The sequence below is a fragment of the Streptomyces bicolor genome, from assembly GCF_000719285.1.
Taxonomy (GTDB): domain Bacteria; phylum Actinomycetota; class Actinomycetes; order Streptomycetales; family Streptomycetaceae; genus Streptomyces; species Streptomyces bicolor.
This window is the reverse complement of the sequence record NZ_JOFS01000008.1, coordinates 156045-178143: the sequence shown is the minus strand read 5'-3', so window position 1 is coordinate 178143 and position 22099 is coordinate 156045. Positions and strand designations below refer to the sequence as shown.

Here is a 22099-nt window from a genome sequence, read left to right as displayed (position 1 = left end):
TCCACCGTTTCCAGGGGAAGGTGCCGCAGATGACCGAGGATCTGAAGAACAGGGGCGGCCGGGGAGGCCCGCCGGACGTTTCCGGCCGCCCCACGGAACTGGTGGTGTTCGGCGTCACCGCCGCCATCACCGTGGCTTTCGTAATCTGGGGCTGGGCGGCCACGGACTCGCTGGAGAGCGTGTCCACGAAGATGCTCAACGGCCTGATCCACAACGGCGGCTGGGCCTTCATGCTGGCCGCCTCGTGCTTCGTGGTCTTCGCGCTGTGGCTCGCTGTCAGCCGCTACGGCCGCATCCACCTCGGCGCCGAGGGCGAGAAGCCGGAGTTCCGCACGGTCTCCTGGGTCGCGATGATGTTCAGCGCCGGCATGGGTATCGGCCTGATGTTCTACGGCGTCAGCGAGCCGCTCGCGCACTACACGACCCCACCACCGGGCACCGCCCCCGCCAACTCCGGCGAGCGCATGGAGACGGCGATGGCCACCACCCTCTTCCACTGGACGCTGCACCCCTGGGCGATCTACGCCGTGGTCGGACTGGGCATCGCCTACAGCACCTACCGCAAACGCCGGCGCCAGACCATCAGCGCGGTCTTCACCCCGTTGATCGGGGAGAAGCACGCGAACGGGGCCGGGGGCCGGGTGATCGACATCCTCGCGATCATCGCCACCGTCTTCGGCTCCGCGGCCTCCCTGGGCCTCGGCGCGCTCCAGATCGGCTCCGGCTTCCAGGAACTGGACTGGATGGACGACGTGAGCGAGGGCCTGCTCGTCGCCATCATCGCCGTCCTGACCCTGGCCTTCGTCGCCTCGGCCGTCTCCGGCATCGAGCGGGGCATCCAATGGCTGTCCAACACCAACATGGTGCTGGCCCTGATCCTCGCCCTCTTCGTGTTCATCGCGGGCCCCACGATCATCGTGCTCGACCTGCTGCCCACGTCGATCTTCGCCTACCTCGGCGACCTGCCACAGCTCGCCGGCCGCACCGAGGCCAGCGGCGGCGAGGGCGTCGCGGACTGGCTCGGCAGCTGGACGGTCTTCTACTGGGCCTGGTGGATCTCCTGGACGCCCTTCGTGGGCATGTTCATCGCCCGGATCAGCCGGGGCCGCACCATCCGGCAGTTCGTCGGCGGCGTCATCCTCGTGCCCAGCACGGTCAGCCTCGTCTGGTTCGCGATCTTCGGCGGTACGGCGATGAAGGTGAAGGAGGGCGGCGGGCTCGGCGGTGAGGAAACACCCGAGGGCCAGCTCTTCGGCCTCCTCCAGGAGTTCCCCATCGCGACCGTCACCAGCCTGCTCGTGATGATCCTGGTCGGCATCTTCTTCGTCTCCGGAGCCGACGCCGCCTCCATCGTGATGGGCACGCTCTCCCAGCGGGGCTCCCTGGAACCCGGCCGCTTCGTCGTCGTGTTCTGGGGTGTGGTGACCGGGGCCGTCGCCGCCATCATGCTGCTCGTCGGCAGCGGGCAGGGCGATGCGCTCACCGGCCTGCAGAACCTCACGATCCTGGCCGCCGCGCCGTTCGTCCTCGTGATGATCGGCATGTGTGTCGCCCTCATGCGCGATCTGCGCCGGGACCCGGTCACCGTGCGCGGCGAGATGGCCTCCGAGGCCGTCGAACTCGCGGTGATCGAGGGCCACAAGAGATACGACGGCGAGTTCGAGATCCAGGTCGGCCCGGGGCCCGGAACGGGAGCGGAGGGCGACCCGCTGGGCCACGACCACGACTGAACCGGCGCAGGCACGGCCTCGGCCACCTGTTCGTCCCCCATGCCGGACGTAGCGGAATATGTCATGCCGCGCTCATATCGGCCCCGTCCTGGGGATACTCACAGCATGTCTGCCGAGTACGCGACCTTCGGCCTGGCACCGGCGATGCGTGCCGGTGGCGTCCTCGCCAACGGTGACTTCCAGGTGCACCGGGACTTCGTGGACTTCATAGTCGACGGACGCCCGCTGCTGTTCCAGCTCTCCGACCTCGACGCCGTCTCCCCACTCGCCTCCGACGTCCCACCCGCCATCTTCACCGCACAGGTCCGCAGCCTGCTCCTGGAGGCGGAGGCCCCGCTTCCAGGCAGCCGGTATGTCATCTACGGCTGCCCCGAGTGCGCGGACCTCGCCTGCGGCGCCGTCACCGCGGTCATCGACAAGGACGGCGACGACTACATCTGGCGGGACTTCGCCTGGCAGACCGACGAACACGCCGACCTGGAGCTCAACGGCTACCACGGCATCGGACCCTTCCGCTTCCGGGGCGCCGACTACCGCGCGGCCCTCGGCTCCCTGCTCGACCACGACACCGAGGCGCCACGCCGCCGGGTGCTCCTCATCGGCGCCCGCGTCGCCCTCCTCGCCAAGCTCGCCGCCGCTCTGCGCACCATCGGGATCGGCGCGGACATCACCCATGACGTGGGCGGCGTCCCCGCCGACGAACTGCGCGGCTACGGTGCCGTCGCCTTCGGGCGCGCGGTGGGCGAGGAGCAGCGTGCCGCCGTACGCCGCACCTTCGCGGACGCCGGAGTCGACGTGGCCTACGTCGACGGCCTCGCGCCCATCGTGCCGTTGCTGGTCGCGCAGATCGAACACGCCCTGGACCGCAGCCCGGTCGAACAGCGCCGGCTGACCCGTCTGGTGGCCGCCGACGGCGAGGCGGGCATCGAGGTCACCTCACCCTGCCGGGTCCGCCTGACCGCGTACCGCCTCGACCGCCTCTACCGCACCCACACCCACGAGGTGTTCGACGGCATCCTGGAGGCGGGCCGCCATCGCATAGCGCTGGACGCGAAGGCGGTGAAGGGGGAGTCGTTCGTGGTGGCGCGGACGTCGGGGAGCGTGTTGGTGGAGGCGGTTGCGCTCCGCTAGGAGTGCCGCGACGAGGTGGGTGCCGCTGGGTTTCGGCGGTCGTCTGCGGGTGCGTTGTGGCTGGTCGAGCCCACGCGGCGGAGCCGCATATCGACACAGCCCCGCGCCCCCTTCAGGGGCGTTGCCCTCCCTGGCGATCTTGCGCGCCGGAAAACACCGACGCGTTCCGTGCGTGCCGGCCACTAGGATCGCCCCCTGTGACTGCCACCCTCGTCGTCAAGAACCTCGCCGCCGGTCATGGCGACCGTTCCCTGTTCAGTGGGCTCGATCTCGTTGTCGCGCCCGGAGACGTGATCGGCCTGGTCGGGGCCAACGGCGCGGGCAAGTCCACGCTGCTCCGGCTGCTCGCCGGGCTGCTCGCACCGGAGGAGGGCGAGCTGCGGCTGTCCCCGCCGGCCGCGACCGTCGGTCACCTTCCGCAGGAGCCGGAGCGGCGCGTCGGCGAGACCGTACGGCAGTTCCTGGCCCGCCGTACCGGAGTCGCCGAGGCCCAGCGCGCGATGGACGAGGCGACTCAGGCCCTCGTCGACGGGGCGCCGGGCGCGGACGACGCGTACGCCACGAGCCTGGAGCGCTGGCTGGACCTGGGCGGCGCCGACCTCGACGAGCGGGCGGAGGAGGTCGCCGACTCGCTGGGCCTGGCGGTGGACCTGGACCAGCCGATGACGTCCCTGTCGGGTGGCCAGGCCGCCCGCGCGGGGCTGGCCTCGCTCCTGTTGTCCCGCTACGACGTCTTCCTGCTGGACGAGCCGACGAACGATCTCGACCTCGACGGCCTGGAGCGCCTGGAGCGCTTTGTCAGCGGCCTGCGCGCCGGCACGGTCGTCGTCAGCCACGACCGCGAGTTCCTCGCCCGCACGGTCACCAAGGTCCTCGAACTCGACCTCGCCCAGGGGCAGATCAACCTCTACGGCGGCGGCTACGAGGCCTACCTCGAGGAGCGCGAGGTCGCCCGCCGACACGCCCGCGACGACTACGAGGAGTACGCCGACAAGAAGGCCGCCCTCCAGGACCGGGCCCAGATGCAGCGCTCCTGGATGGACAAGGGCGTCAAGAACGCCCGGCGCAAGGCGGGCAACGACAACGACAAGATCGGCCGCAAGTTCCGCAGCGAGGCCAGCGAGAAGCAGGCCGCGAAGGCCCGCCAGACCCAGCGGATGATCGAGCGCCTGGACGTCGTCGAGGAGCCGCGCAAGGAGTGGGAGCTGCGCATGGAGATCGCGTCGGCGCCCCGCTCGGGCGCGGTGGTGGCGACCCTGCGGGACGCCGAGGTGGGCCGCGGCGACTTCACCCTCGGCCCGGTGTCCCTGCAGATCGACTGGGCGGACCGGGTGGCGGTCACCGGCGCGAACGGCGCGGGCAAGTCGACGCTGCTGGGCGCCCTGCTGGGCCGTATCCCCCTGACGGCGGGCCAGGCGACGCTCGGCTCCGGCGTCCTGGTCGGCGAGGTCGACCAGGCCCGCAAGCTGTTCCACGGCGAGGAGTCGCTACTGGACGCCTTCTGCGCCGCGGTCCCGGACACCGAACCGGTCGAAGTACGCACCCTCCTGGCCAAGTTCGGGCTGAAGACCGACCACGTCCTGCGCTCGGCGGCCACCCTCTCCCCGGGCGAACGCACCCGCGCCGCCCTCGCCCTCCTCCAGGGCCGGGGCGTCAACCTGCTGGTCCTGGACGAGCCCACCAACCACCTCGACCTGCCTGCCATCGAGCAACTGGAGTCGGCCCTGGACGCCTACGAGGGCACGCTGCTCCTGGTCACCCACGACCGGCGCATGCTCGACGCGGTCCACGTCACCCGCCGCCTGGAGGTCGCCGACGGCAAGGTGACGGAGCGCTGAGGTGGCCGAACGCCGAGGAGTTCGGACGCCGAGTTGCCGAACGCCAGGGCGCGTGCGTCAGTGCCCGCGGCGCAGCAGCGCGCAGACGAAGTTCTCCTGCACGGCGCGCAGCTTCCGCAGCAGATCGGCATTCATGGCCTCGGTGATCTGGGTGGTCACCGAGAACGTCAGCGACCGGCGCCCGTCCGGCGTGGCGGCGATCAGCTGCGTGTAGCCGAGCGTGTTGCCGGTGTGCCCCAGCACCACACCGCACCGGGTCGTGTACCGGAAGAGGGCGAGGCCCGCGTCGTTGCGGCCCGGCCCGGCGGGCTCGGACGCCGCCCCGGGAATCCAGCGGCGCTGCTCCCGCACGAGATGGTGGCCGTACAGCCGGCCGCCGACGTAGCCGCGGACGAAGCGCGTCATGTCGATGGGCGTGGAGACGACGCCGCCCGACGCCCAGACCCCGGACATGCCGAGGACCTCGCTCACGTCCTCCGGCGGCGCGGGCGGGCTCACGTCGTAGCCGTGCAGGTAGGGCACCGGCATCAGATGGCCCTGCGGCAGGCTGGTGCGGAACAGTCCCAGTGGCCGGTACACCAGCTCGTCCAGGAGCCGTTCGTATCGGACGCCGGTCGCCGCCTCCGCCATCAGGGCGACGGCGATGTTGTCCGAGTTGGAGTACTGGTAGCGGGTGCCGGGCCGGAACAGCAGCGGCCGGTCGGCGACGTAGTCGAGCAGCCGGCGGGAGTCGAAGCGGTGCCGGGGATTCGCCTGCAGGGTCCGCGCGAACGCCGGGGCGCGCGAGTAGTCGGGCAGGCCACTGGTGTGGTTCAGCAACTGGCGCAGCGTCACGGAGCCCCAGGCCCGGGGCAGGCGCGGCAGCCGTTCACGCACGGTGTCGTCGAGACGCAGGTAGCGGCGGTCGACGAGGGACAACGCCACCGCGCCGCTGAACGCCTTGGCCGCACTGGCGATGCGCATGTGGTCTCCGGCTTCGGGTCTGCGCCCGGTGGCCAGGTTCGCGACGCCGGCCCGGACGACCCGGCTGCCCCGGCCGTCGCGGAGGACGGCGATGGCGCCGGGCGGGCCGCCCGGCGTGCGGACCAGGTCGTCCAGCTGCTGCTGGAGCGTGTCGTGAGGGTGCGGTCCGGGCCGCTGGGCGGCGCCCGCTCCGACAGAGGACAGCAGCACCAGACAGACGGTGATGAGGGACGCCGCCGCGAGGCGGGGGCCGAGTGGCGAACGGCGGCGAGGCGGTACGGGGGTCGGCATCGGCTCTCCCTGGGCGGGCGGCGGGCACACTAGTGGTCCGTCCAGCCATTCCCGCCCGGATCCCGGCAGCCGCGCCCGCTACTGCACATGGCCCAAGGCCGCGCCCTCAGGATCGGCCGAACCGCGTCGCCATCCCCGGGTAGTCCATGACGAATCCGTCGCCGTCGAAGGTGATGTCGCTGCGGAAGTCGCCGGAGACGAAGCGAACACGGCCCTGCCCCAGGTGCGTGTAGGTCTGCCGCGACGGCAGCACCGTCAGGTCCGGCACCGACACCCACGCCATCAGGAACTTCCGCTCCCCCGGCGACAGATGGAGTCCATGCCGCAGCACCGGCATGGTGTTGGTGAGGGGGCACAGGCCCAGGTCGCAGTCGAGGGCACCCTCGACGTCGGGCAGACGCTCACCGTTCGCCGTCCACCGGCCCGCACCGTCATGCCGTAGCTCGAGCGTGCGCACGCCGTCCGCGGACTCGGCGGTGACCCGCAGCCGACGCGTCACGAAGCCGTCGGCCGTGTCGAGTTCGTACGAGATCCAGTACGGCTGTGGCGATGTCCCGACCGCCCGGCCGCGGGTCCGCAGGGCGTCGGCGCCGAGCTCGGCCCATGCGGTCTCCAGGCCGTTGCTCGCGGACACCTCCCAGGTGATGACACGTGACGTCGCCATGTCGTCACCCTACGGGCGAACCGGCCCGAACCCTCCATGTGTATCCGGAGAGGCCGGGCCCGCGTGTCGCGTCGGCGCATGCCCGACGTATTCCGGCTCCGTGCTTGACCGGCGTTACTCCGTTCAGCGCTTGCCTCGCCTACGTCGGCTCAGCGCTTGCCCTGCTTCGGGTCGAGCAGACCCGCGCGGCGCAGTGCGTCCGCCATCGCGCTGTTGGCCGGGGGAGGCGCCTGGCGCGAGCCACCGCCGCCACCGCCGCCGCGTCCCTGTCGCTGCTGAGGCGGACGCCCGCCCCGCTGCCGGCGCTCGCCGCCGCCCCCGCCCTGCTGCTGCCCCTGCGGGGCCGCCTCGTCGTCGAGCCGCAGCGTCAGGGAGATCCGCTTGCGCGGGATGTCGACGTCGAGGACCTTCACCTTGACGATGTCACCGGGCTTCACCACGTCCCGGGGGTCCTTGACGAACGTCTTCGACAGCGCGGAGACGTGCGCCAGACCGTCCTGGTGGACACCGATGTCGATGAATGCCCCGAAGGCCGCCACGTTCGTCACGACGCCTTCCAGGACCATCCCGGACGACAGGTCGGAGATCTTCTCGACGCCCTCCTTGAAGGTGGCCGTCCTGAAGGCGGGACGCGGGTCGCGCCCGGGCTTCTCCAGCTCCTTGAGGATGTCCGTCACGGTCGGCAGACCGAACGTCTCGTCCACGAAGTCGGTCGGCTTCAGCGACCGCAGCACGCCCGTGTTGCCGATGAGCGAGGCCACCTCCTGGCCGGAGGTCTTCACCATGCGCCGGACGACCGGGTACGCCTCGGGGTGCACGCTGGAGGCGTCCAGCGGGTCGTCGCCGCCGCGGATGCGCAGGAAGCCCGCGCACTGCTCGTACGCCTTCGGGCCGAGCCGCGCCACGCCCTTCAGCTGGGTGCGCGACTTGAAGGGGCCGTTCGCGTCCCGGTGCGCCACGATGTTCTCGGCCAGCCCGGAGGTGATGCCGGAGACCCGGGCGAGCAGAGGCGCCGACGCCGTGTTGACGTCCACGCCCACGCCGTTCACACAGTCCTCGACCACCGCGTCCAGCGAGCGCGACAGCTTCACCTCGGACAGGTCGTGCTGGTACTGGCCGACGCCGATCGACTTCGGGTCGATCTTCACCAGCTCGGCCAGCGGGTCCTGCAGGCGGCGGGCGATCGACACCGCGCCGCGCAGCGACACGTCCATGTCGGGCAGCTCCTGCGAGGCGAACGCCGAGGCCGAGTACACCGAGGCGCCGGCCTCGGACACCATCACCTTGGTGAGCTTCAACTCGGGGTGCTTGGTGATGAGTTCACCGGCGAGCTTGTCGGTCTCGCGGGAGGCGGTGCCGTTGCCGATCGCGACCAGCTCCACCGCGTGCTCCTTCGCCAGCCGGGCCAGCTTGGCGATCGCCTCGTCCCACTTGTTCGCCGGGACGTGCGGGTAGATGACGTCGGTCGCGACGACCTTGCCGGTCGCGTCGACCACGGCCACCTTCACGCCCGTACGGAAACCCGGGTCCAGGCCCAGCGTCGCGCGCGTGCCGGCCGGGGCGGCGAGCAGCAGGTCGCGGAGGTTGGCCGCGAAGACGCCCACGGCCTCGTCCTCGGCGGCCGTGCGCAGGCGCAGCCGCAGGTCGATGCCGAGGTGGACGAGGATGCGGGTGCGCCAGGCCCAGCGGACCGTGTCCGTCAGCCACTTGTCGGCGGGACGGCCGCGGTCGGTGATCCCGAACCTGCCGGCGACGATCCCCTCGTACGAGGAGGGACCGTCCGTGGGCTCCTCCGGCTCCAGGACGAGGTCGAGGACCTCCTCCTTCTCGCCGCGGAGCATCGCCAGGATGCGGTGCGAGGGAAGCTCCGTGAACGGCTCGGCGAAGTCGAAGTAGTCGGCGAACTTCGCGCCCGCCTCCTCCTTGCCCTCCCGCACCTTGGCGGCCAGCCGCCCGCGCACCCACATGCGCTCGCGCAGCTCGCCGATCAGGTCGGCGTCCTCCGAGAACCGCTCGGTGAGGATCGCGCGGGCGCCGTCCAGCGCGGCCTGCGGATCGGCCACGCCCTTGTCGGCGTCGACGAAGGCGGCGGCAGCGGCGAGGGGCTCGACGCTCGGGTCGCCGAGCAGCCCCTCGGCGAGCGGCTCGAGACCGGCCTCGCGGGCGATCTGCGCCTTCGTCCTGCGCTTGGGCTTGTACGGCAGGTAGATGTCCTCCAGCCGCGCCTTGGTCTCGGCGCCGCGGATCTGCGCCTCCAGCTCCTCGGTCAGCTTGCCCTGCTCGCGCACCGAGTCGAGGATCGCCGTCCGCCGCTCCTCCAGCTCCCGCAGATAGCGCAGCCGTTCCTCGATCGTGCGCAACTGCGCGTCGTCGAGCATCTCGGTCGCTTCCTTGCGGTAGCGGGCGATGAAAGGCACCGTCGAACCGCCGTCGAGCAGCTCCACGGCAGCCTTCACCTGCCGCTCCCGTACGCCGAGCTCCGCGGCGATCCTGCCTTCGATGGACCCTACGAGGGGTGTCGTCACGATCCCGTCCCGCTTTCTCACTGAGGTTGCGCGGCAATTGTGGCAGGTGACACCGACAACCGGGGATCAGGGCGGCAACGCGGCCGGTCGCGGCGGGTCGGAATCAGACCCTGCGGCTGCGTGTGCTGCCGGAAGCGCCCCCGAAGAGCCGCGCGAGGGCCCGGAACGGCAAGGTCACGACGGTGGCGATGGCGCCGCCTATCTGGCGCAGAACATCTGCGATCGCTCGAAGCACGGTGGTTCACCTGTCCTTTCCCGGCCCCGATGGCCGGCCGAGGACCGGGTACCGCGGCTGAGGCCCGCCATGCAGCACGGGCCCTGTGCGCGCGTTCGGCGTGCGGCTCAGCCCTTGCCGATCAGATCCGCCGGAAACGCCCCCGCCATCGCGGCCGCCCGCGCGAACCCCGCGCCGAGCTCCGTCAGGCGTGCCACTCCCTCCGCCCCCAAGTGCTCGTACGGTGCCCGGTCGAGGCGGTCCGTCTCGGACTCGATCTCCTGGCGCAGGGCGACCCCGTCCGGCGTCAGCTCGCCCGCGCCGTCGAGAAGCCCCCGCTCGCGCAGTCGTGCGGACGCCGCGTCCCAGTCCTCCTGAGTCCAGCCACGCGTGGCGCACACCCACTTCGGCGTCATGCCCTTGCCGGTCGCGGTGTGGGTCACCACCGCCTCCAGGCCGTCGAGCCCCGCCGCCATGAGTACGGCGAGATGGCCGTCACCCCGGTGCTCGCGCAGCAGGGTGGCGGCGTGGAAGCAGGCGAGGTGCGGTTCCTCGGGGACCGGCAGGTCCGCGTGCGCCGAGTACAGGGGCCGCGCGCTGCGGGAACAGGCCTTGGTGGCGCGCAGCGCGAGCCGTGCGGCCTCCGCCATCTCCGCAGAGGTCACCGCCTCCTCGCCGAGCAGCCGCCGCAGCGTCGCGTCGACCGCACGCGCGCGTGCCGCCAGTACGTCCTCGGGGGAGGCGATCGCCCAGACCGCGGGTATGTGCCGGGCCACCAGGTCGTGCTTGTAGTTGTAGAACGTCGCCGTCACCGCACCCGCACCGACCGGCCCCAGCGCGGCCGCCCGCACCGCGAAGTTGACGGCCCTGGGATGGGTGACGCCGAGTGCGGCGAGTTCCGTGCCCAGCTCCGGGGCGAAGTAGGACGTCGCGTGCAGGGTGTTCAACACGCTCTGGCAGCGTCGGCCGGCACGGGACTCAAGGGCGGCAGTAGTCATGGCCCGGAGATTACCAACCGCTTGGTACGCCCTCCACGCGCGCGTGAAGCATGGCAGGAAAGGTGGGGGACACGTCATTGCGGCTGTCCGGACGGCACACGAAGAATCGGTGCCATGGCGCCGCGAACCGTTCTCTTCCTGCTCTTCGACGACGTGCAGAGCCTCGATGTCACCGGGCCGTTGGAGGTCTTCATGGGGGCCGAGACGCACACGCCGGGCACGTATCGCATCCGCACGGCTTCCCCGGACGGCGGTCCGGTCCGCACGTCCGGCGGCCTCACCGTCGTACCGGATCACGCCCTCGCCGACGCTCCCGACCCGCACACCCTCGTCGTCCCCGGCGGCAAGGGCACCCGCTGCCCGCAACCCGCCCTGACCGACTGGCTGCGTGGCCACGGCCCCCGTGCCGAGCGCCTGGTCTCCGTCTGCACCGGTGCGATCCTGCTCGCCGAGGCGGGTCTGCTCGACGGTCGCCGGGCCACGACCCACTGGGCGTACTGCGACAAGCTCGCCCGCGACCACCCGGCCGTCGACGTCGACCCGGACCCGATCTACGTACGCGACGGACATGTCGCCACTTCCGCCGGCGTGACCTCGGGCATCGACCTCGCCCTCGCCCTCGTCGAGGAGGACCTGGGCCGGGACGTCGCCCTCGGCATCGCCCGCCACCTGGTCGTCTTCCTGCGCCGGCCCGGAAACCAGGCCCAGTTCAGCGCCCAGCTCGCCGCCCAGACCGCGCGCCGCGAGCCCCTCAGGGAGGTCCAGCGCTGGATCACCGAACACCCCGACGCCGACCTCACGGTCGAGGCGCTGGCCGCCCGCGCGAGCCTGTCCCCGCGCCACTTCGCCCGCGCGTTCCAGCACGAGACCGGCATGACTCCGGGCCGGTACGTCGACCGGGTCCGCCTCGAACACGCCCGCCGCCTCCTGGAGGACACGCGCGACGGCGTCGAGGAGATCTCCCGCGCCTGTGGCTACGGCACCCCCGAGGCCATGCGGCGCGCCTTCGTCAAAAGCCTCGGGACGGCCCCGGTCGAGTACCGCCGCCGCTTCCGCCCCGTGGTCGTCCAGTGAGCCCGACGAGAACCGGGCCGAAGCCCGCCGGAAAGGGAAACCCGATGCAGATCGCGATGGTCCTGTACGACCGCTTCACCGCACTCGACATAGTGGGGCCCTACGAGGTCCTGAGCCGTCTCCCGGACGCGCGCGTCGACTTCGTCGCCGACCGGGCGGGCCCGGTACGCGCCGACACGGGGTTCCTCGGCCTCACCGCGGACAAGGCCCTGGCCGATGTGCCGTACCCGGATGTCGTGGTGGTGCCGGGCGGGCCCGGAACCTTCGCCGAGATCGAGAACGAGGCCCTCCTGGACTGGCTCAGGACCGCAGACGCCACAAGCACCTGGACGACCTCCGTCTGCAGCGGCTCGCTGCTCCTCGCCGCCGCGGGCCTGCTCGACGGCTGCCGTGCCACCTCGCACTGGCTCACCCTCGACTTCCTGCCGCAGTACGGCGCCGAGCCCACGGGTGAGCGGGTGGTGCCCGACGGGAAGTACATCACCGCGGCCGGTGTCTCCTCCGGCATCGACATGGGCCTGACCCTGGTCGGGAAGATCGCCGGTGACGAACACGCCCAGGCCGTACAGCTGTTGATCGAGTACGACCCGCAGCCGCCCTACGACGCCGGCTCCCCGCGGAAGGCCCCCGCCCACCTCGTCGAGGAGTTCCGCACGAACAGCCGCTTCAGTCTGACGTAGTCCAGGTGAAGCGCGGCTGCCTGCGCTCCAGGAACGCGGCGACGCCCTCCGCGGTGTCGCCGCTTGCGCGTGCCTGCTCCGCCCAGTGCTCGTCGCGGTCGGTGCGCCCGTTCGCGAACTCCTTCGCCGCGGCCTGCGTCAGCTGGGAGCGTGACACCAGGATCCGGGTGAACTCCGTGACCCGCTTGCCGAGTTCACCCTCGGGCAGCACCTCGTCCACCAAGCCGGTCCGCAGGGCCCGCCCCGCGTCGATCAACTCGCCCGAGAACAGCAGGAACTTGGCGGTGGCCGGTCCCACCAGCGACACCAACCGCCGCGTGGAGGACGCCGGATACACGATTCCCAGCTTCGCCGGCGTCACACCGAACAGCGACCCCTCCTCGGCGAACCGCAGATCACACGCCGCCGCCAGCTGCGACCCGCCGCCCACACAGTGCCCGCGGATCGCCGCCAGCGTCGGCTTCGGGAAGCCGGCCAGTGCCTCCTCCGCCGCCACGGCCAGATCCTGAGCCTCCTTGGACGACCCCCTGAGCGTGGAGATGTCGGCGCCCGCGCAGAAGGTCCCGCCCTCGCCGGCCAGCACCAGCGCCCGCACGGCAGGGTCGGCGGCCAGTGTGCCGAGCAGCGGCGGCAGTGCCCGCCACATCGCGGCCGTCATCGCGTTGCGCTTGGCCGGATGGTGGATGACGACGGTGGCGACCGAGTCGGTGACGCTGTGCAGCAGCTGGGGCTCCATGCGGCGGATGCTATCCGCTCGCGCCGAACGGCCGACGAGGAAGGCCGACGTCAAACCCGTACAACCCGAAGAGTTGCCCAAGTCGGCACGAGCGGGACAGGAGTGGTCCCACAACTGACCGTGTCATACGCCAACGATCAGAATCGTTCGATACCTGCTGACTTGTGTTCAGGTCGACGGTCCGGACCTGCGCGTTACCAACACTCGACGTGTGGTGACAATCGAGCGCGAGGGTGGCGACCGGACGATGGAGAACCATGGGCGCGGGTCCGGCCCACGCCCAGCAGGCGGCGCGGACGAGCCCCTCGGTCAGCGCCCGCCGAATCCCCTGCCGTACGAAGGCGTCTGGCGGTTCACCGCCCCCGCCGTCGAGGCCTCGGTCCCACAGGCGCGGCACGCCGTACGGGACCTGCTGTACCGCCAGGGCGTGCCGGTATCGGACGACCTGGTCCAGGGACTGCTGCTGATCGTTTCGGAGCTGGTCACGAACGCCGTCCGGCACGCGGCGCTACTTTCGCCGATGCTCGCCGTGGAGGTCGCCGTCGGCGCCGAGTGGCTCCGGGTGTCAGTGGAGGACAACCACCCCTACCGCCCGACCGCCCTGGAGGCGGACCACGGCCAGACCGGCGGCCGCGGCCTGCTCCTGGTGCGCGAGGTCACGCGGGAGGCGGGCGGCGTGTGCGACGTCGAGCACACGGCGAGCGGCGGCAAGGTGATCTGGGCCGCCGTCCCGCTGAAACCCGTGGTGCGCATGCCCTAGGTCGGCCGTTCGGAGCGCCCCGGCGTCGCGGGCCGCTCCGGCTGATCGGGTCCCGGCTCGTCACCAGCCGGCCGACGGGCCCGTCAGTTCCCTGATCGCGGGGCGGGCCGCGTCGAGCACGGTCATGAACCAGGACGAGAAGGTGTCCTTCGCATGGCGCTCCGCCAGCTCCGCCGACGTCACGAAGGCGGTCTCGCCGACCTCCTGCGGGTCGGGCCGCAGCGGGGACTGCACCATGCCGACGAACAGGTGGTTGTACTCCTGCTCCACCAGGCCCGAGTCCGGGTCCGGGTGGTTGTAGCGGACCGTGCCGGCCTCGGCGAGCAGTGACGGGGAGACGCCGAGCTCCTCGTACGTCCGCCGGGCCGCGGCCGCGAAGGGGGCTTCGCCGGGGTAGGGGTGACCGCAGCAGGTGTTGGACCACACGCCGGGGGAGTGGTACTTGGCGAGCGCCCGCTGCTGGAGCAGCAGCCGGCCGTGCTCGTCGAAGAGGAACACGGAGAAGGCGCGGTGCAGCTGCCCCGGCGGCTGATGGGCGGCGAGCTTCTCCGCGGTGCCGATCGTCACACCGTTCTCGTCGACCAGTTCCAGCAAAATCGCGTCTGCGGCGCCGTTCGACGGACTGTGCGTCGTGGTCGCAGGTGTGATCGGCATACCCATCCTTCGCTTCGGTCTTGCGCCCCAAGTGTGCCGTACGAATCCGGCACTCCCGGCAGTTGATCGTGCCCGGCGCGGCGGGCACGGAACCGTCAGCGGTGGCGCTGTGAGGGTGAGGACGCGGCCGACCACCGGATCGCTGCATTCCGCCCGTACTGGCGTTTTGTCGGACCGTACGGTTGTTTCAGTGACAGAGCCGGGCCTCGTGCTGGGCGTGACCGCTCGGCTCCAGCTGGAAGGTGCAGTGCTCCACGTCGAAGTGGTGGCCCAGACACCCCTGCAGCTCGTGCAGCATCTTCTCGTGGCCGATCGCGTTCAGGACGTCGGAGCGCACCACCACATGGGCCGACAGCACCGGCATGCCGGAGGTGATCGTCCAGGCGTGCAGGTCGTGGACGTCCTCGACGCCGTCCAGGGCGAGTATGTGAGCCCGCACCTCAGCCATGTCGACGTCCTTGGGGGCCGACTCCAGCAGCACGTCGAGGGTCTCGCGCAGCAGCTTGAAGGTGCGCGGCACGATCATCAGGCCGATGACCAGCGACGCGATCGGGTCGGCGGCCTGCCAGCCGGTGGCCAGGATCACCGCCGCCGAGATCAGCACCGCGAGCGAGCCCAGCGCGTCCGCGGCCACCTCGAGGAAGGCGCCGCGCACGTTCAGGCTCTCCTTCTGGCCGCGCATCAGCAGCGACAGCGAGATCATGTTCGCGACCAGGCCGATCGCGCCGAACACGATCATCAGGCCGCCCTCGGTGGCCGCGGGCGTGAGGAACCGCTGGATCGCCTCGTACAGGACATAGCCGCCGACGCCGAGCAGGAGCAGACAGTTGGCGAGGGCGGCGAGGATCTCCGCGCGGGCGTAGCCGAAGGTGCGTTTGTCGCTCGGCGGGCGGTTCGCGAAGTGGATGGCCAGCAGGGCCATGCCGAGGCCCAGCGCGTCCGTCGCCATGTGGGCCGCGTCCGCGATCAGGGCGAGCGAGTCGGCGACCACGCCACCGATGATCTCGACCACCATGACGCCGAGCGTGATCGACAGTGCGACGCGCAGTCTCCCGCGGTACGCGGCGGCCGCCGTGCCGCTCGTCGGCACATGCGAGTGCCCGTGATCGTGCCCAGCCCCCATGGGAAGAGCCGCCCTTCTGTGGTCCTTGGACGATCGGAAATTCGGTCCGGGATCACAGTGAACTACGGGTGGGGGGTATCGGGCAACGCGGCACTGAACACCGTTGTCATGTGCCCTGACCTGCGGAAACGATCCGCAGGTCAGGGCTTTGCGTATGATCGGACGCTTCGCGCGTGATCAGCCGCTCGATCGGCCGCCGTGATGCAGCAGCCACCCCCGCCACGCCGACTCGACCATCTCGCGCACCCCGCGCCGAGCCGCCCAGCCGAGTTCCTCGGCGGCGAGCGCGGCCGATGCGACCGCGCGCGGGGCGTCCCCGGGGCGCCGGGCCTCCACGACGGCCGCTCGCCGGTCGCCCGTCACCTCGCCGATCACGGTGATCAGCTCGCGGACGGAGACGCCCTCCCCGCGACCGATGTTGACCGTCAGATCCGTCGGATCACCGCTCGGGTCCGCCTCGGTGAGCCGCCGGGCCGCCGCCAGGTGCGCCTCGGCGAGGTCGGCCACATGGATGTAGTCGCGGATGCACGTACCGTCCGGCGTCGGATAGTCGTCGCCGAAGATCCGCGGGGCCTCGTCGCGGGTGAGCCGGTCGAAGACCATGGGGACGATGTTGAAGACGCCCGTGTCGGCCAGTTCGGGCGCGGCGGCGCCCGCGACGTTGAAATAGCGCAGGCACACCGTCGAGATGCCGTGCGCCCGGCCCGCCGCCCGCACCAGCCACTCCCCGGCGAGCTTGGTCTCGCCGTACGGGTTCACCGGTGCGCACGGTGTGTCCTCCGTGATGAGATCCACATCCGGGTTGCCGTAGACGGCGGCGGACGACGAGAACAGGAACCGCTTGACCCCGGCCTCGGCGACCGCCTCCAGGAGCGTGGCCAGGCCGCCCACGTTCTCCCGGTAGTAGCGCGTCGGCTGCGCCACCGACTCACCGACCTGCTTGCGCGCGGCGAGATGCACCACACCCGTCACCGCGTGCTCGGTGCACACCCGCTTCAGCAGGTCACCGTCCAGCGCCGAGCCCTCGACGAGCTCGACCTCCGCCGGCAGCCGCGCGGGAAACCCGGCCGAGAGATCGTCCAGTACGAGGACCCGCTCCCCGGCGTCGGTCATGGCCCGCGCCACATGTGCCCCGATGTAGCCGGCTCCGCCTGTGATCAGCCATGTCATGGTCGCCCACCCTATGCCGAAGCACCTTGGGTGCCTGCGGTGTCCCTGATGTCCCGGTCTGTCGGTGCGGGTTTGTGGGCGGGACCGGGGATCCCCGATGATGATCGCGGCAAAGCTCAGGGCAAACCACGTTGATCGCTCCGCCAAACGGCCGGTGAACGTTGGCTTCCAATCATCCGATAGCCTCTGCCGACACGCCGCCCGGCCCCCGCCAACGGGCGCCGCCACCCACGTACACGACCGGCGCGGACACGCCGGCACCCAGGGAGTGACTTCGGTTGTCGACCGCCATCCTCACCGGTCAGCCGGTCCCCGGATCGTCGATCGAGGGCGATCTGCGGTCCCTCGGCTACGACGTGCGGGTCGCCGCCGACCCGGCCGACGCCGAGACGCTCCTCGCCCAGGTGCCCGGTGATCAGCGCGTCGCCGTCGTCGACGCCCGCTTCGTCGGCCACCTGCACGCGCTGCGCCTCGGTCTCACCGACCCCCGCTTCCCGCTCGCCGCGATCGCGGGCGCCGTGACGGCCCAGCCCGCCGGCCGCCAGGCCCTGACCCGCGCGATGGCCCGCGAGACCTCCGCGGGGGGCGGTACGGCGCTCGCCGTCGACAGCCTCGCCGACCGCGTCGTCACCGCCCTCACCGACGATGGCACCGAGGTGCACCGCCCCGAGCTCGGCAGCCTGGTCGCCGCCGTCCCGGCCGACCCGCAGGCCCGCAACGAGGCACGGCAGGCCGTAGCCGCCGTCGACGACGAGGCCGTACGCCTCAAGTCGGCCGTGAAGGCCCGCGACGGCTTCTTCACCACCTTCTTCATCAGCCCGTACTCCCGCTACATCGCCCGCTGGTGCGCCCACCGGGGCCTGACCCCCAACCAGGTCACCACCGCCTCCCTGCTCACCGCCCTCATCGCGGCGGGCTGCGCGGCCACCGGCACCCGAGGCGGGTTCATCGCGGCCGGCCTGCTGCTGATCTTCTCGTTCGTGCTGGACTGCACCGACGGCCAGCTCGCCCGCTACTCCCTGCAGTACTCCACGCTCGGCGCCTGGCTGGACGCCACCTTCGACCGGGCCAAGGAGTACGCCTACTACGCGGGCCTCGCCCTGGGAGCCGCCCGTGGCGGCGAGGACGTGTGGGCCCTCGCCCTCGGCGCGATGGTCCTGCAGACCTGCCGGCACGTCGTGGACTTCTCCTTCAACGAGGCCAACCACGACGCCACCGCCAACACCAGCCCCACGGCCGCCCTCTCCGGCAAGCTCGACAGCGTCGGCTGGACGGTGTGGGTGCGCCGGATGATCGTGCTGCCCATCGGTGAGCGCTGGGCGATGATCGCGATCCTGACGGCGGCCACGACCCCGCGCATCACCTTCTACGCGCTGCTCATCGGCTGCGCCTTCGCCGCCACGTACACGACGGCGGGCCGTGTGCTGCGCTCGCTGACCCGCAAGGCCCGCCGCACCGACCGGGCGGCGACCGCGCTGGCCGACCTCGCGGACTCCGGGCCGCTCGCGCAGGGCTTCGCGGAGGCGCTGAAGAACCCCGCGCGGCGACTGCCCGGCTTCGCCGTCCCCGCCGTTGCCCTGCTCGGCGGCATCGCGCTCGTCGCCACGGCCGCACTCACCGACTTCGGCGGACCCTGGACCGTTCTCGCCGCGCTCGTGTACGCCGTGACCTCGGGCCTCGCCGTCGCCCGGCCCCTCAAGGGCGCCCTCGACTGGCTGGTTCCGCCGTTCTTCCGGGCGGCCGAATACGGCGCCGTCCTCGCGCTCGCAGTCAAAGCCGAGGTAAACGGAGCCCTTCCTGCGGCTTTCGGCCTGGTGGCCGCCGTCGCCTACCATCACTACGACACGGTGTACCGCATCCGCGGCAACGCCGGGGCGCCGCCGGCCTGGCTGGTGCGCGCCATCGGGGGGCACGAGGGACGGACGCTGCTCGTCACCGTCTTCGCCGCGGCGCTCTCCGCCGCGCAGTTCAAGGTCGCGCTCACGGCCCTCGCCGTGGCGGTGGCCCTCGTGGTGCTCGTCGAGAGCGTCCGTTTCTGGGTGTCCTCCGGGGCGCCCGCCGTACACGATGAAGGAGAACCCGCATGATCGGCCTCGTGCTGGCGGCCGGCGCCGGACGGCGTCTGCGCCCCTACACCGACAGCCTGCCCAAGGCTCTGGTGCCAGTGGGGCCCGCGGGTATAGAGGGCGAACCCACGGTTCTCGACCTCACCCTCGGCAACTTCGCCGAGATCGGGCTGACCGAGGTCGCGGTCATCGTCGGCTACCGCAAGGAGGCCGTGTACGCGCGCAAGGAGGCCCTCGAGCGGAAGTACGGCCTCAAGCTCACCCTCATCGACAACGACAAGGCCGAGGAGTGGAACAACGCCTACTCCCTGTGGTGCGGCCGTGACGCCCTCAAGGACGGCGTGATCCTCGCCAACGGCGACACCGTGCACCCGGTCTCCGTGGAGAAGACGCTGCTCGCCGCCCGCGGCGACGGCAAGAAGATCATCCTCGCCCTGGACACGGTCAAGGACCTGGCCGACGAGGAGATGAAGGTCGTCGTCGACCCCGAGCAGGGCATGACGAAGATCACCAAGCTGATGGACCCCGCCGAGGCCACCGGCGAGTACATCGGCGTCACCCTCATCGAGGGCGACGCCGCGCCCGAGCTGGCCGACGCCCTGAGGGCCGTGTGGGAGACCGACCCGCAGCAGTTCTACGAGCACGGCTACCAGGAGCTCGTGAACCGCGGCTTCCGCATCGACGTGGCGCCGATCGGCGACGTCAAGTGGGTGGAGATCGACAACCACGACGATCTCGCCCGCGGACGGGAGATCGCATGCCAGTACTGACCCGGCTGATCCCCTCGCCGGTCGTCGTCGACATCCGCCCGGGTGCCCTCGACGACCTGACCGGCGTACTCGCCGACGAGCGCATCTCGCACTCCGGCAAGCTGGCCGTCGCCGTCAGCAACGGTTCCGGCTCCAGGCTCAAGGAGCGGCTCGCTCCCGCGTTGCCCGGCGCCACCTGGTACGAGGTCGGCGGCGGCACCCTCGACGACGCGGTCCGGCTGGCCGGTGACATAAAGGCCGGCCACTACGACGCCGTCGTCGGGCTCGGCGGTGGCAAGATCATCGACTGCGCCAAGTTCGCCGCGGCGCGGGTCGGCCTGCCCCTGGTCGCCGTACCGACGAACCTCGCGCACGACGGCCTGTGCTCGCCGGTCGCCACCCTCGACAACGACGCCGGGCGCGGCTCCTACGGTGTGCCGAACCCGATCGCGGTCGTGATCGACCTCGACGTCATCCACGAGGCCCCGGCACGCTTCGTGCGCGCCGGCATCGGCGACGCCATCTCCAACATCTCCGCGATCGCGGACTGGGAGCTCGCCAACCGCGTCAACGGCGAGAAGATCGACGGCCTCGCCGCCGCGATCGCCCGGCAGGCGGGCGAGGCGGTGCTGCGGCACCCCGGCGGCATAGGGGACACCGGCTTCCTGCAGGTGCTGGCCGAGGCGCTGGTGCTCAGCGGTATCGCCATGTCGGTGTCGGGCGACTCCCGCCCCTCCTCCGGCGCGTGCCACGAGATCAACCACGCCTTCGACCTGCTGTACCCGAGGCGCGCCGCCGCCCATGGCGAGCAGTGCGGCCTTGGCGCGGCGTTCGCGATGTACCTGCGCGGAGCCCACGAGGAGTCGGCCTACATGGCCGAGGTGCTGCGTCGGCACGGGCTGCCGGTACTGCCGGAGGAGATCGGCTTCACGGACGACGAGTTCGTGCGCGCCGTGCACTTCGCCCCTCAGACCCGGCCCGGCCGCTACACGATCCTCGAACACCTCGACCTGACCACCGACCAGATCAAGGACATCTACGCCGACTATGTCAAGGCCATCGGTAGCTGAACTCCGCCCCGTCGTTCACCCCGCGGGGGTGAAGGACCGGCGCAGCGGTGAGCACTGGATGGGACGCCTCTACATGCGCGAGGTGTCCCTGCGGGTCGACCGCTACCTGGTGAACACCAGGGTCACGCCCAACCAGCTCACGTACCTGATGACCGTCTTCGGTGTGCTCGCGGCCCCTGCCCTGCTGGTGCCGGGGATCGCGGGTGCCGTGCTCGGCGTGGTGTGCGTCCAGCTGTATCTGCTGCTGGACTGCGTCGACGGCGAGATCGCGCGCTGGAAGAAGCAGTACTCGCTGAACGGCGTCTACCTGGACCGCGTCGGCGCCTACCTCACCGACGCCGCCGTGCTCGTCGGCTTCGGCCTGCGCGCCGCCGACCTGTGGGGCAGCGGCCGTATCGACTGGCTGTGGGCCTTCCTCGGGACGCTGGCCGCTCTCGGCGCCATCCTGATCAAGGCCGAGACCGACCTGGTCGGCGTCGCCCGGCACCAGGCCGGGAAGCCGCCGGTCAAGGAAGCCGCCTCCGAGATGCGCACCTCCGGCATGGCGCTGGCCCGCAAGGCCGCCGCCGCCCTCAAGTTCCACCGGCTGATCCTCGGCATCGAGGCGTCCCTGCTGATCCTGGCCCTGGCGATCGCCGACCAGATGCGCGGCGACCTGTTCTTCTCCCGGCTCGGCGTCGCGGTGCTGGCCGGCATCGCGCTGCTCCAGACCCTGCTGCACCTCGTCTCCATCCTGGCCTCGAGCAGGCTGAAGTGAGCGGCATGGGCAAGTCACCGGCATCCTCACCGAAGGTCGGCGCGGTCGTCATCACCATGGGTAACCGCCCCGACGAGCTGCGTGCCCTCCTCGACTCGGTCGCCAAGCAGGACGGCGAGCCGGTCGAGGTGGTCGTGGTCGGCAACGGCTCCCCGGTCCCGGACGTCCCCGAGGGCGTCCGCACGATCGAGCTGCCCGAGAACCTCGGCATCCCCGGCGGCCGCAACGTAGGCATAGAGGCCTTCGGCCCCAGCGGCCGGGACGTCGACATACTGCTGTTCCTCGACGACGACGGCCTCCTCGCCCACCACGACACCGCCGAGCTGTGCCGCGAGGCTTTCGAAGCCGACCAGAAGCTCGGCATCATCAGCTTCCGCATCGCCGACCCGGACACCGGTGTCACCCAGCGCCGCCACGTTCCCCGACTGCGCGCCTCGGACCCGATGCGCTCGTCCCGGGTCACCACCTTCCTCGGCGGCGCCAACGCCGTCCGCACTCAGGTCTTCGCCGAAGTCGGCGGACTGCCGGACGAGTTCTTCTACGCCCATGAGGAAACCGACCTGGCATGGCGGGCCCTCGACTCGGGCTGGATGATCGACTACCGGTCCGACATGGTGCTGTACCACCCCACGACCGCGCCCTCGCGGCACGCGGTCTACCACCGCATGGTCGCCCGCAACCGAGTCTGGCTCGCCCGCCGCAACCTCCCCGCCCCCCTCGTCCCGGTCTATCTGGGCGTCTGGATGCTGCTCACCCTCGCCCGCCGGCCCTCCCGCCCCGCCCTTCGGGCATGGTTCGGAGGTTTCCGGGAAGGCTGGACCTCCCCGTGCGGTCCCCGCAGGCCCATGAAGTGGCGTACGGTGTGGCGGCTGACTCGACTGGGCCGACCTCCCGTCATCTGACAAG

20 protein-coding genes are annotated in these 22099 nt (G+C 71.3%); 11 read left to right on the top strand and 9 right to left on the bottom strand.

The annotated features are described in order from the left end of the window. Positions 1 to 29: 29 nt before the first annotated feature. The 3 genes from IF78_RS0112210 (at position 30) to IF78_RS0112200 (ending at position 4699) form a co-directional block, all read left to right on the top strand. Positions 30 to 1730, top strand: a complete 1701-nt coding sequence (locus IF78_RS0112210) for a BCCT family transporter (RefSeq protein WP_031481040.1) — start codon at positions 30 to 32, stop codon at positions 1728 to 1730. Positions 1731 to 1835: 105 nt separating this feature from the next. Further along, the gene (locus IF78_RS0112205; protein WP_031481042.1) at positions 1836 to 2861 is read left to right on the top strand and encodes a hypothetical protein; all 1026 of its coding nucleotides are present in this window, start codon (positions 1836 to 1838) and stop codon (positions 2859 to 2861) included. A 197-nt stretch (positions 2862 to 3058) separates the two neighbouring features. Then, a complete protein-coding gene (locus tag IF78_RS0112200) occupies positions 3059 to 4699 on the top strand; it encodes an ABC-F family ATP-binding cassette domain-containing protein (RefSeq protein WP_031481044.1) in 1641 nt (546 codons plus the stop codon). Positions 4700 to 4756: 57 nt separating this feature from the next. Here IF78_RS0112200 and IF78_RS0112195 read toward each other — a convergent pair whose 3' ends face one another. The 5 genes from IF78_RS0112195 to IF78_RS0112180 all read right to left on the bottom strand — a co-directional run bounded on the left by IF78_RS0112195 (position 4757) and on the right by IF78_RS0112180 (position 10354). Further along, complete coding sequence (locus IF78_RS0112195; protein ID WP_031481046.1) at positions 4757 to 5953, bottom strand: serine hydrolase domain-containing protein; 1197 nt, start codon at positions 5951 to 5953, stop codon at positions 4757 to 4759. Between the two features lie 106 nt (positions 5954 to 6059). Further along, positions 6060 to 6617, bottom strand: coding sequence for a putative glycolipid-binding domain-containing protein (locus IF78_RS0112190; protein WP_031481048.1), 558 nt, complete (start codon positions 6615 to 6617; stop codon positions 6060 to 6062). A gap of 149 nt (positions 6618 to 6766) precedes the next feature. Continuing rightward, complete coding sequence (locus tag IF78_RS0112185) at positions 6767 to 9142, bottom strand: Tex family protein (protein WP_031481050.1); 2376 nt, start codon at positions 9140 to 9142, stop codon at positions 6767 to 6769. A 103-nt stretch (positions 9143 to 9245) separates the two neighbouring features. Next, entirely contained in the window at positions 9246 to 9377 is a 132-nt protein-coding gene (locus tag IF78_RS50410) for an LPFR motif small protein (protein ID WP_267882952.1), read from the bottom strand. A 107-nt stretch (positions 9378 to 9484) separates the two neighbouring features. Beyond that, positions 9485 to 10354 carry an SCO6745 family protein gene (locus tag IF78_RS0112180; protein ID WP_031481052.1) on the bottom strand — a complete coding sequence of 290 codons (870 nt, stop codon included), beginning with the start codon at positions 10352 to 10354 and terminating at the stop codon, positions 9485 to 9487. Positions 10355 to 10468: 114 nt separating this feature from the next. On the opposite strand from IF78_RS0112180, the gene IF78_RS0112175 reads away from it, so the two are divergent. Both IF78_RS0112175 and IF78_RS0112170 read left to right on the top strand, forming a co-directional pair. Beyond that, positions 10469 to 11428, top strand: a complete 960-nt coding sequence (locus IF78_RS0112175) for a GlxA family transcriptional regulator (protein ID WP_031481054.1) — start codon at positions 10469 to 10471, stop codon at positions 11426 to 11428. Positions 11429 to 11472: 44 nt separating this feature from the next. Continuing rightward, positions 11473 to 12108: a DJ-1/PfpI family protein gene (locus IF78_RS0112170; RefSeq protein WP_031481056.1), complete on the top strand. Its 636-nt coding sequence runs from the start codon at positions 11473 to 11475 to the stop codon at positions 12106 to 12108. Here the strand turns inward: IF78_RS0112170 and IF78_RS0112165 are convergent. Continuing rightward, positions 12095 to 12844, bottom strand: coding sequence for an enoyl-CoA hydratase/isomerase family protein (locus IF78_RS0112165; RefSeq protein ID WP_031481058.1), 750 nt, complete (start codon positions 12842 to 12844; stop codon positions 12095 to 12097). The two genes, IF78_RS0112170 and IF78_RS0112165, sit on opposite strands and share 14 nt — an antisense overlap. Positions 12845 to 13091: 247 nt before the next feature. On the opposite strand from IF78_RS0112165, the gene IF78_RS0112160 reads away from it, so the two are divergent. Further along, positions 13092 to 13604, top strand: a complete 513-nt coding sequence (locus IF78_RS0112160; RefSeq protein WP_051827781.1) for an ATP-binding protein — start codon at positions 13092 to 13094, stop codon at positions 13602 to 13604. Positions 13605 to 13664: 60 nt separating this feature from the next. On the opposite strand, the gene idi is transcribed toward IF78_RS0112160, so the two are convergent. From idi to galE, 3 genes are all read right to left on the bottom strand, one after another. Next, a complete protein-coding gene (idi, locus tag IF78_RS0112155) occupies positions 13665 to 14258 on the bottom strand; it encodes an isopentenyl-diphosphate Delta-isomerase (RefSeq protein ID WP_031481062.1) in 594 nt (197 codons plus the stop codon). 187 nt (positions 14259 to 14445) lie between these two features. Further along, the gene (locus IF78_RS0112150; RefSeq protein WP_031481064.1) at positions 14446 to 15381 is read right to left on the bottom strand and encodes a cation diffusion facilitator family transporter; all 936 of its coding nucleotides are present in this window, start codon (positions 15379 to 15381) and stop codon (positions 14446 to 14448) included. 177 nt (positions 15382 to 15558) lie between these two features. Next, the gene (galE, locus tag IF78_RS0112145; protein ID WP_031481066.1) at positions 15559 to 16551 is read right to left on the bottom strand and encodes a UDP-glucose 4-epimerase GalE; all 993 of its coding nucleotides are present in this window, start codon (positions 16549 to 16551) and stop codon (positions 15559 to 15561) included. A gap of 278 nt (positions 16552 to 16829) precedes the next feature. Here galE and IF78_RS0112140 point away from each other — a divergent pair, with 278 nt between their 5' ends. Genes IF78_RS0112140 through IF78_RS0112120 form a run of 5 tightly spaced genes read left to right on the top strand, consistent with a single transcriptional unit; the run spans position 16830 to position 22095 of the window. Then, complete coding sequence (locus IF78_RS0112140; RefSeq protein WP_031481068.1) at positions 16830 to 18638, top strand: DUF5941 domain-containing protein; 1809 nt, start codon at positions 16830 to 16832, stop codon at positions 18636 to 18638. Beyond that, a complete protein-coding gene (locus tag IF78_RS0112135; protein ID WP_031481070.1) occupies positions 18635 to 19387 on the top strand; it encodes a phosphocholine cytidylyltransferase family protein in 753 nt (250 codons plus the stop codon). The genes IF78_RS0112140 and IF78_RS0112135 overlap by 4 nt, the downstream gene beginning before the upstream one ends. Then, positions 19375 to 20436, top strand: coding sequence for an iron-containing alcohol dehydrogenase family protein (locus IF78_RS0112130; RefSeq protein ID WP_031481072.1), 1062 nt, complete (start codon positions 19375 to 19377; stop codon positions 20434 to 20436). The genes IF78_RS0112135 and IF78_RS0112130 overlap by 13 nt, the downstream gene beginning before the upstream one ends. After that, positions 20414 to 21193: a CDP-alcohol phosphatidyltransferase family protein gene (locus IF78_RS0112125; RefSeq protein ID WP_078662415.1), complete on the top strand. Its 780-nt coding sequence runs from the start codon at positions 20414 to 20416 to the stop codon at positions 21191 to 21193. The genes IF78_RS0112130 and IF78_RS0112125 overlap by 23 nt, the downstream gene beginning before the upstream one ends. Before the next feature lie 5 nt (positions 21194 to 21198). Then, positions 21199 to 22095: a glycosyltransferase family 2 protein gene (locus tag IF78_RS0112120; protein ID WP_031481076.1), complete on the top strand. Its 897-nt coding sequence runs from the start codon at positions 21199 to 21201 to the stop codon at positions 22093 to 22095. Positions 22096 to 22099: the final 4 nt, after the last annotated feature.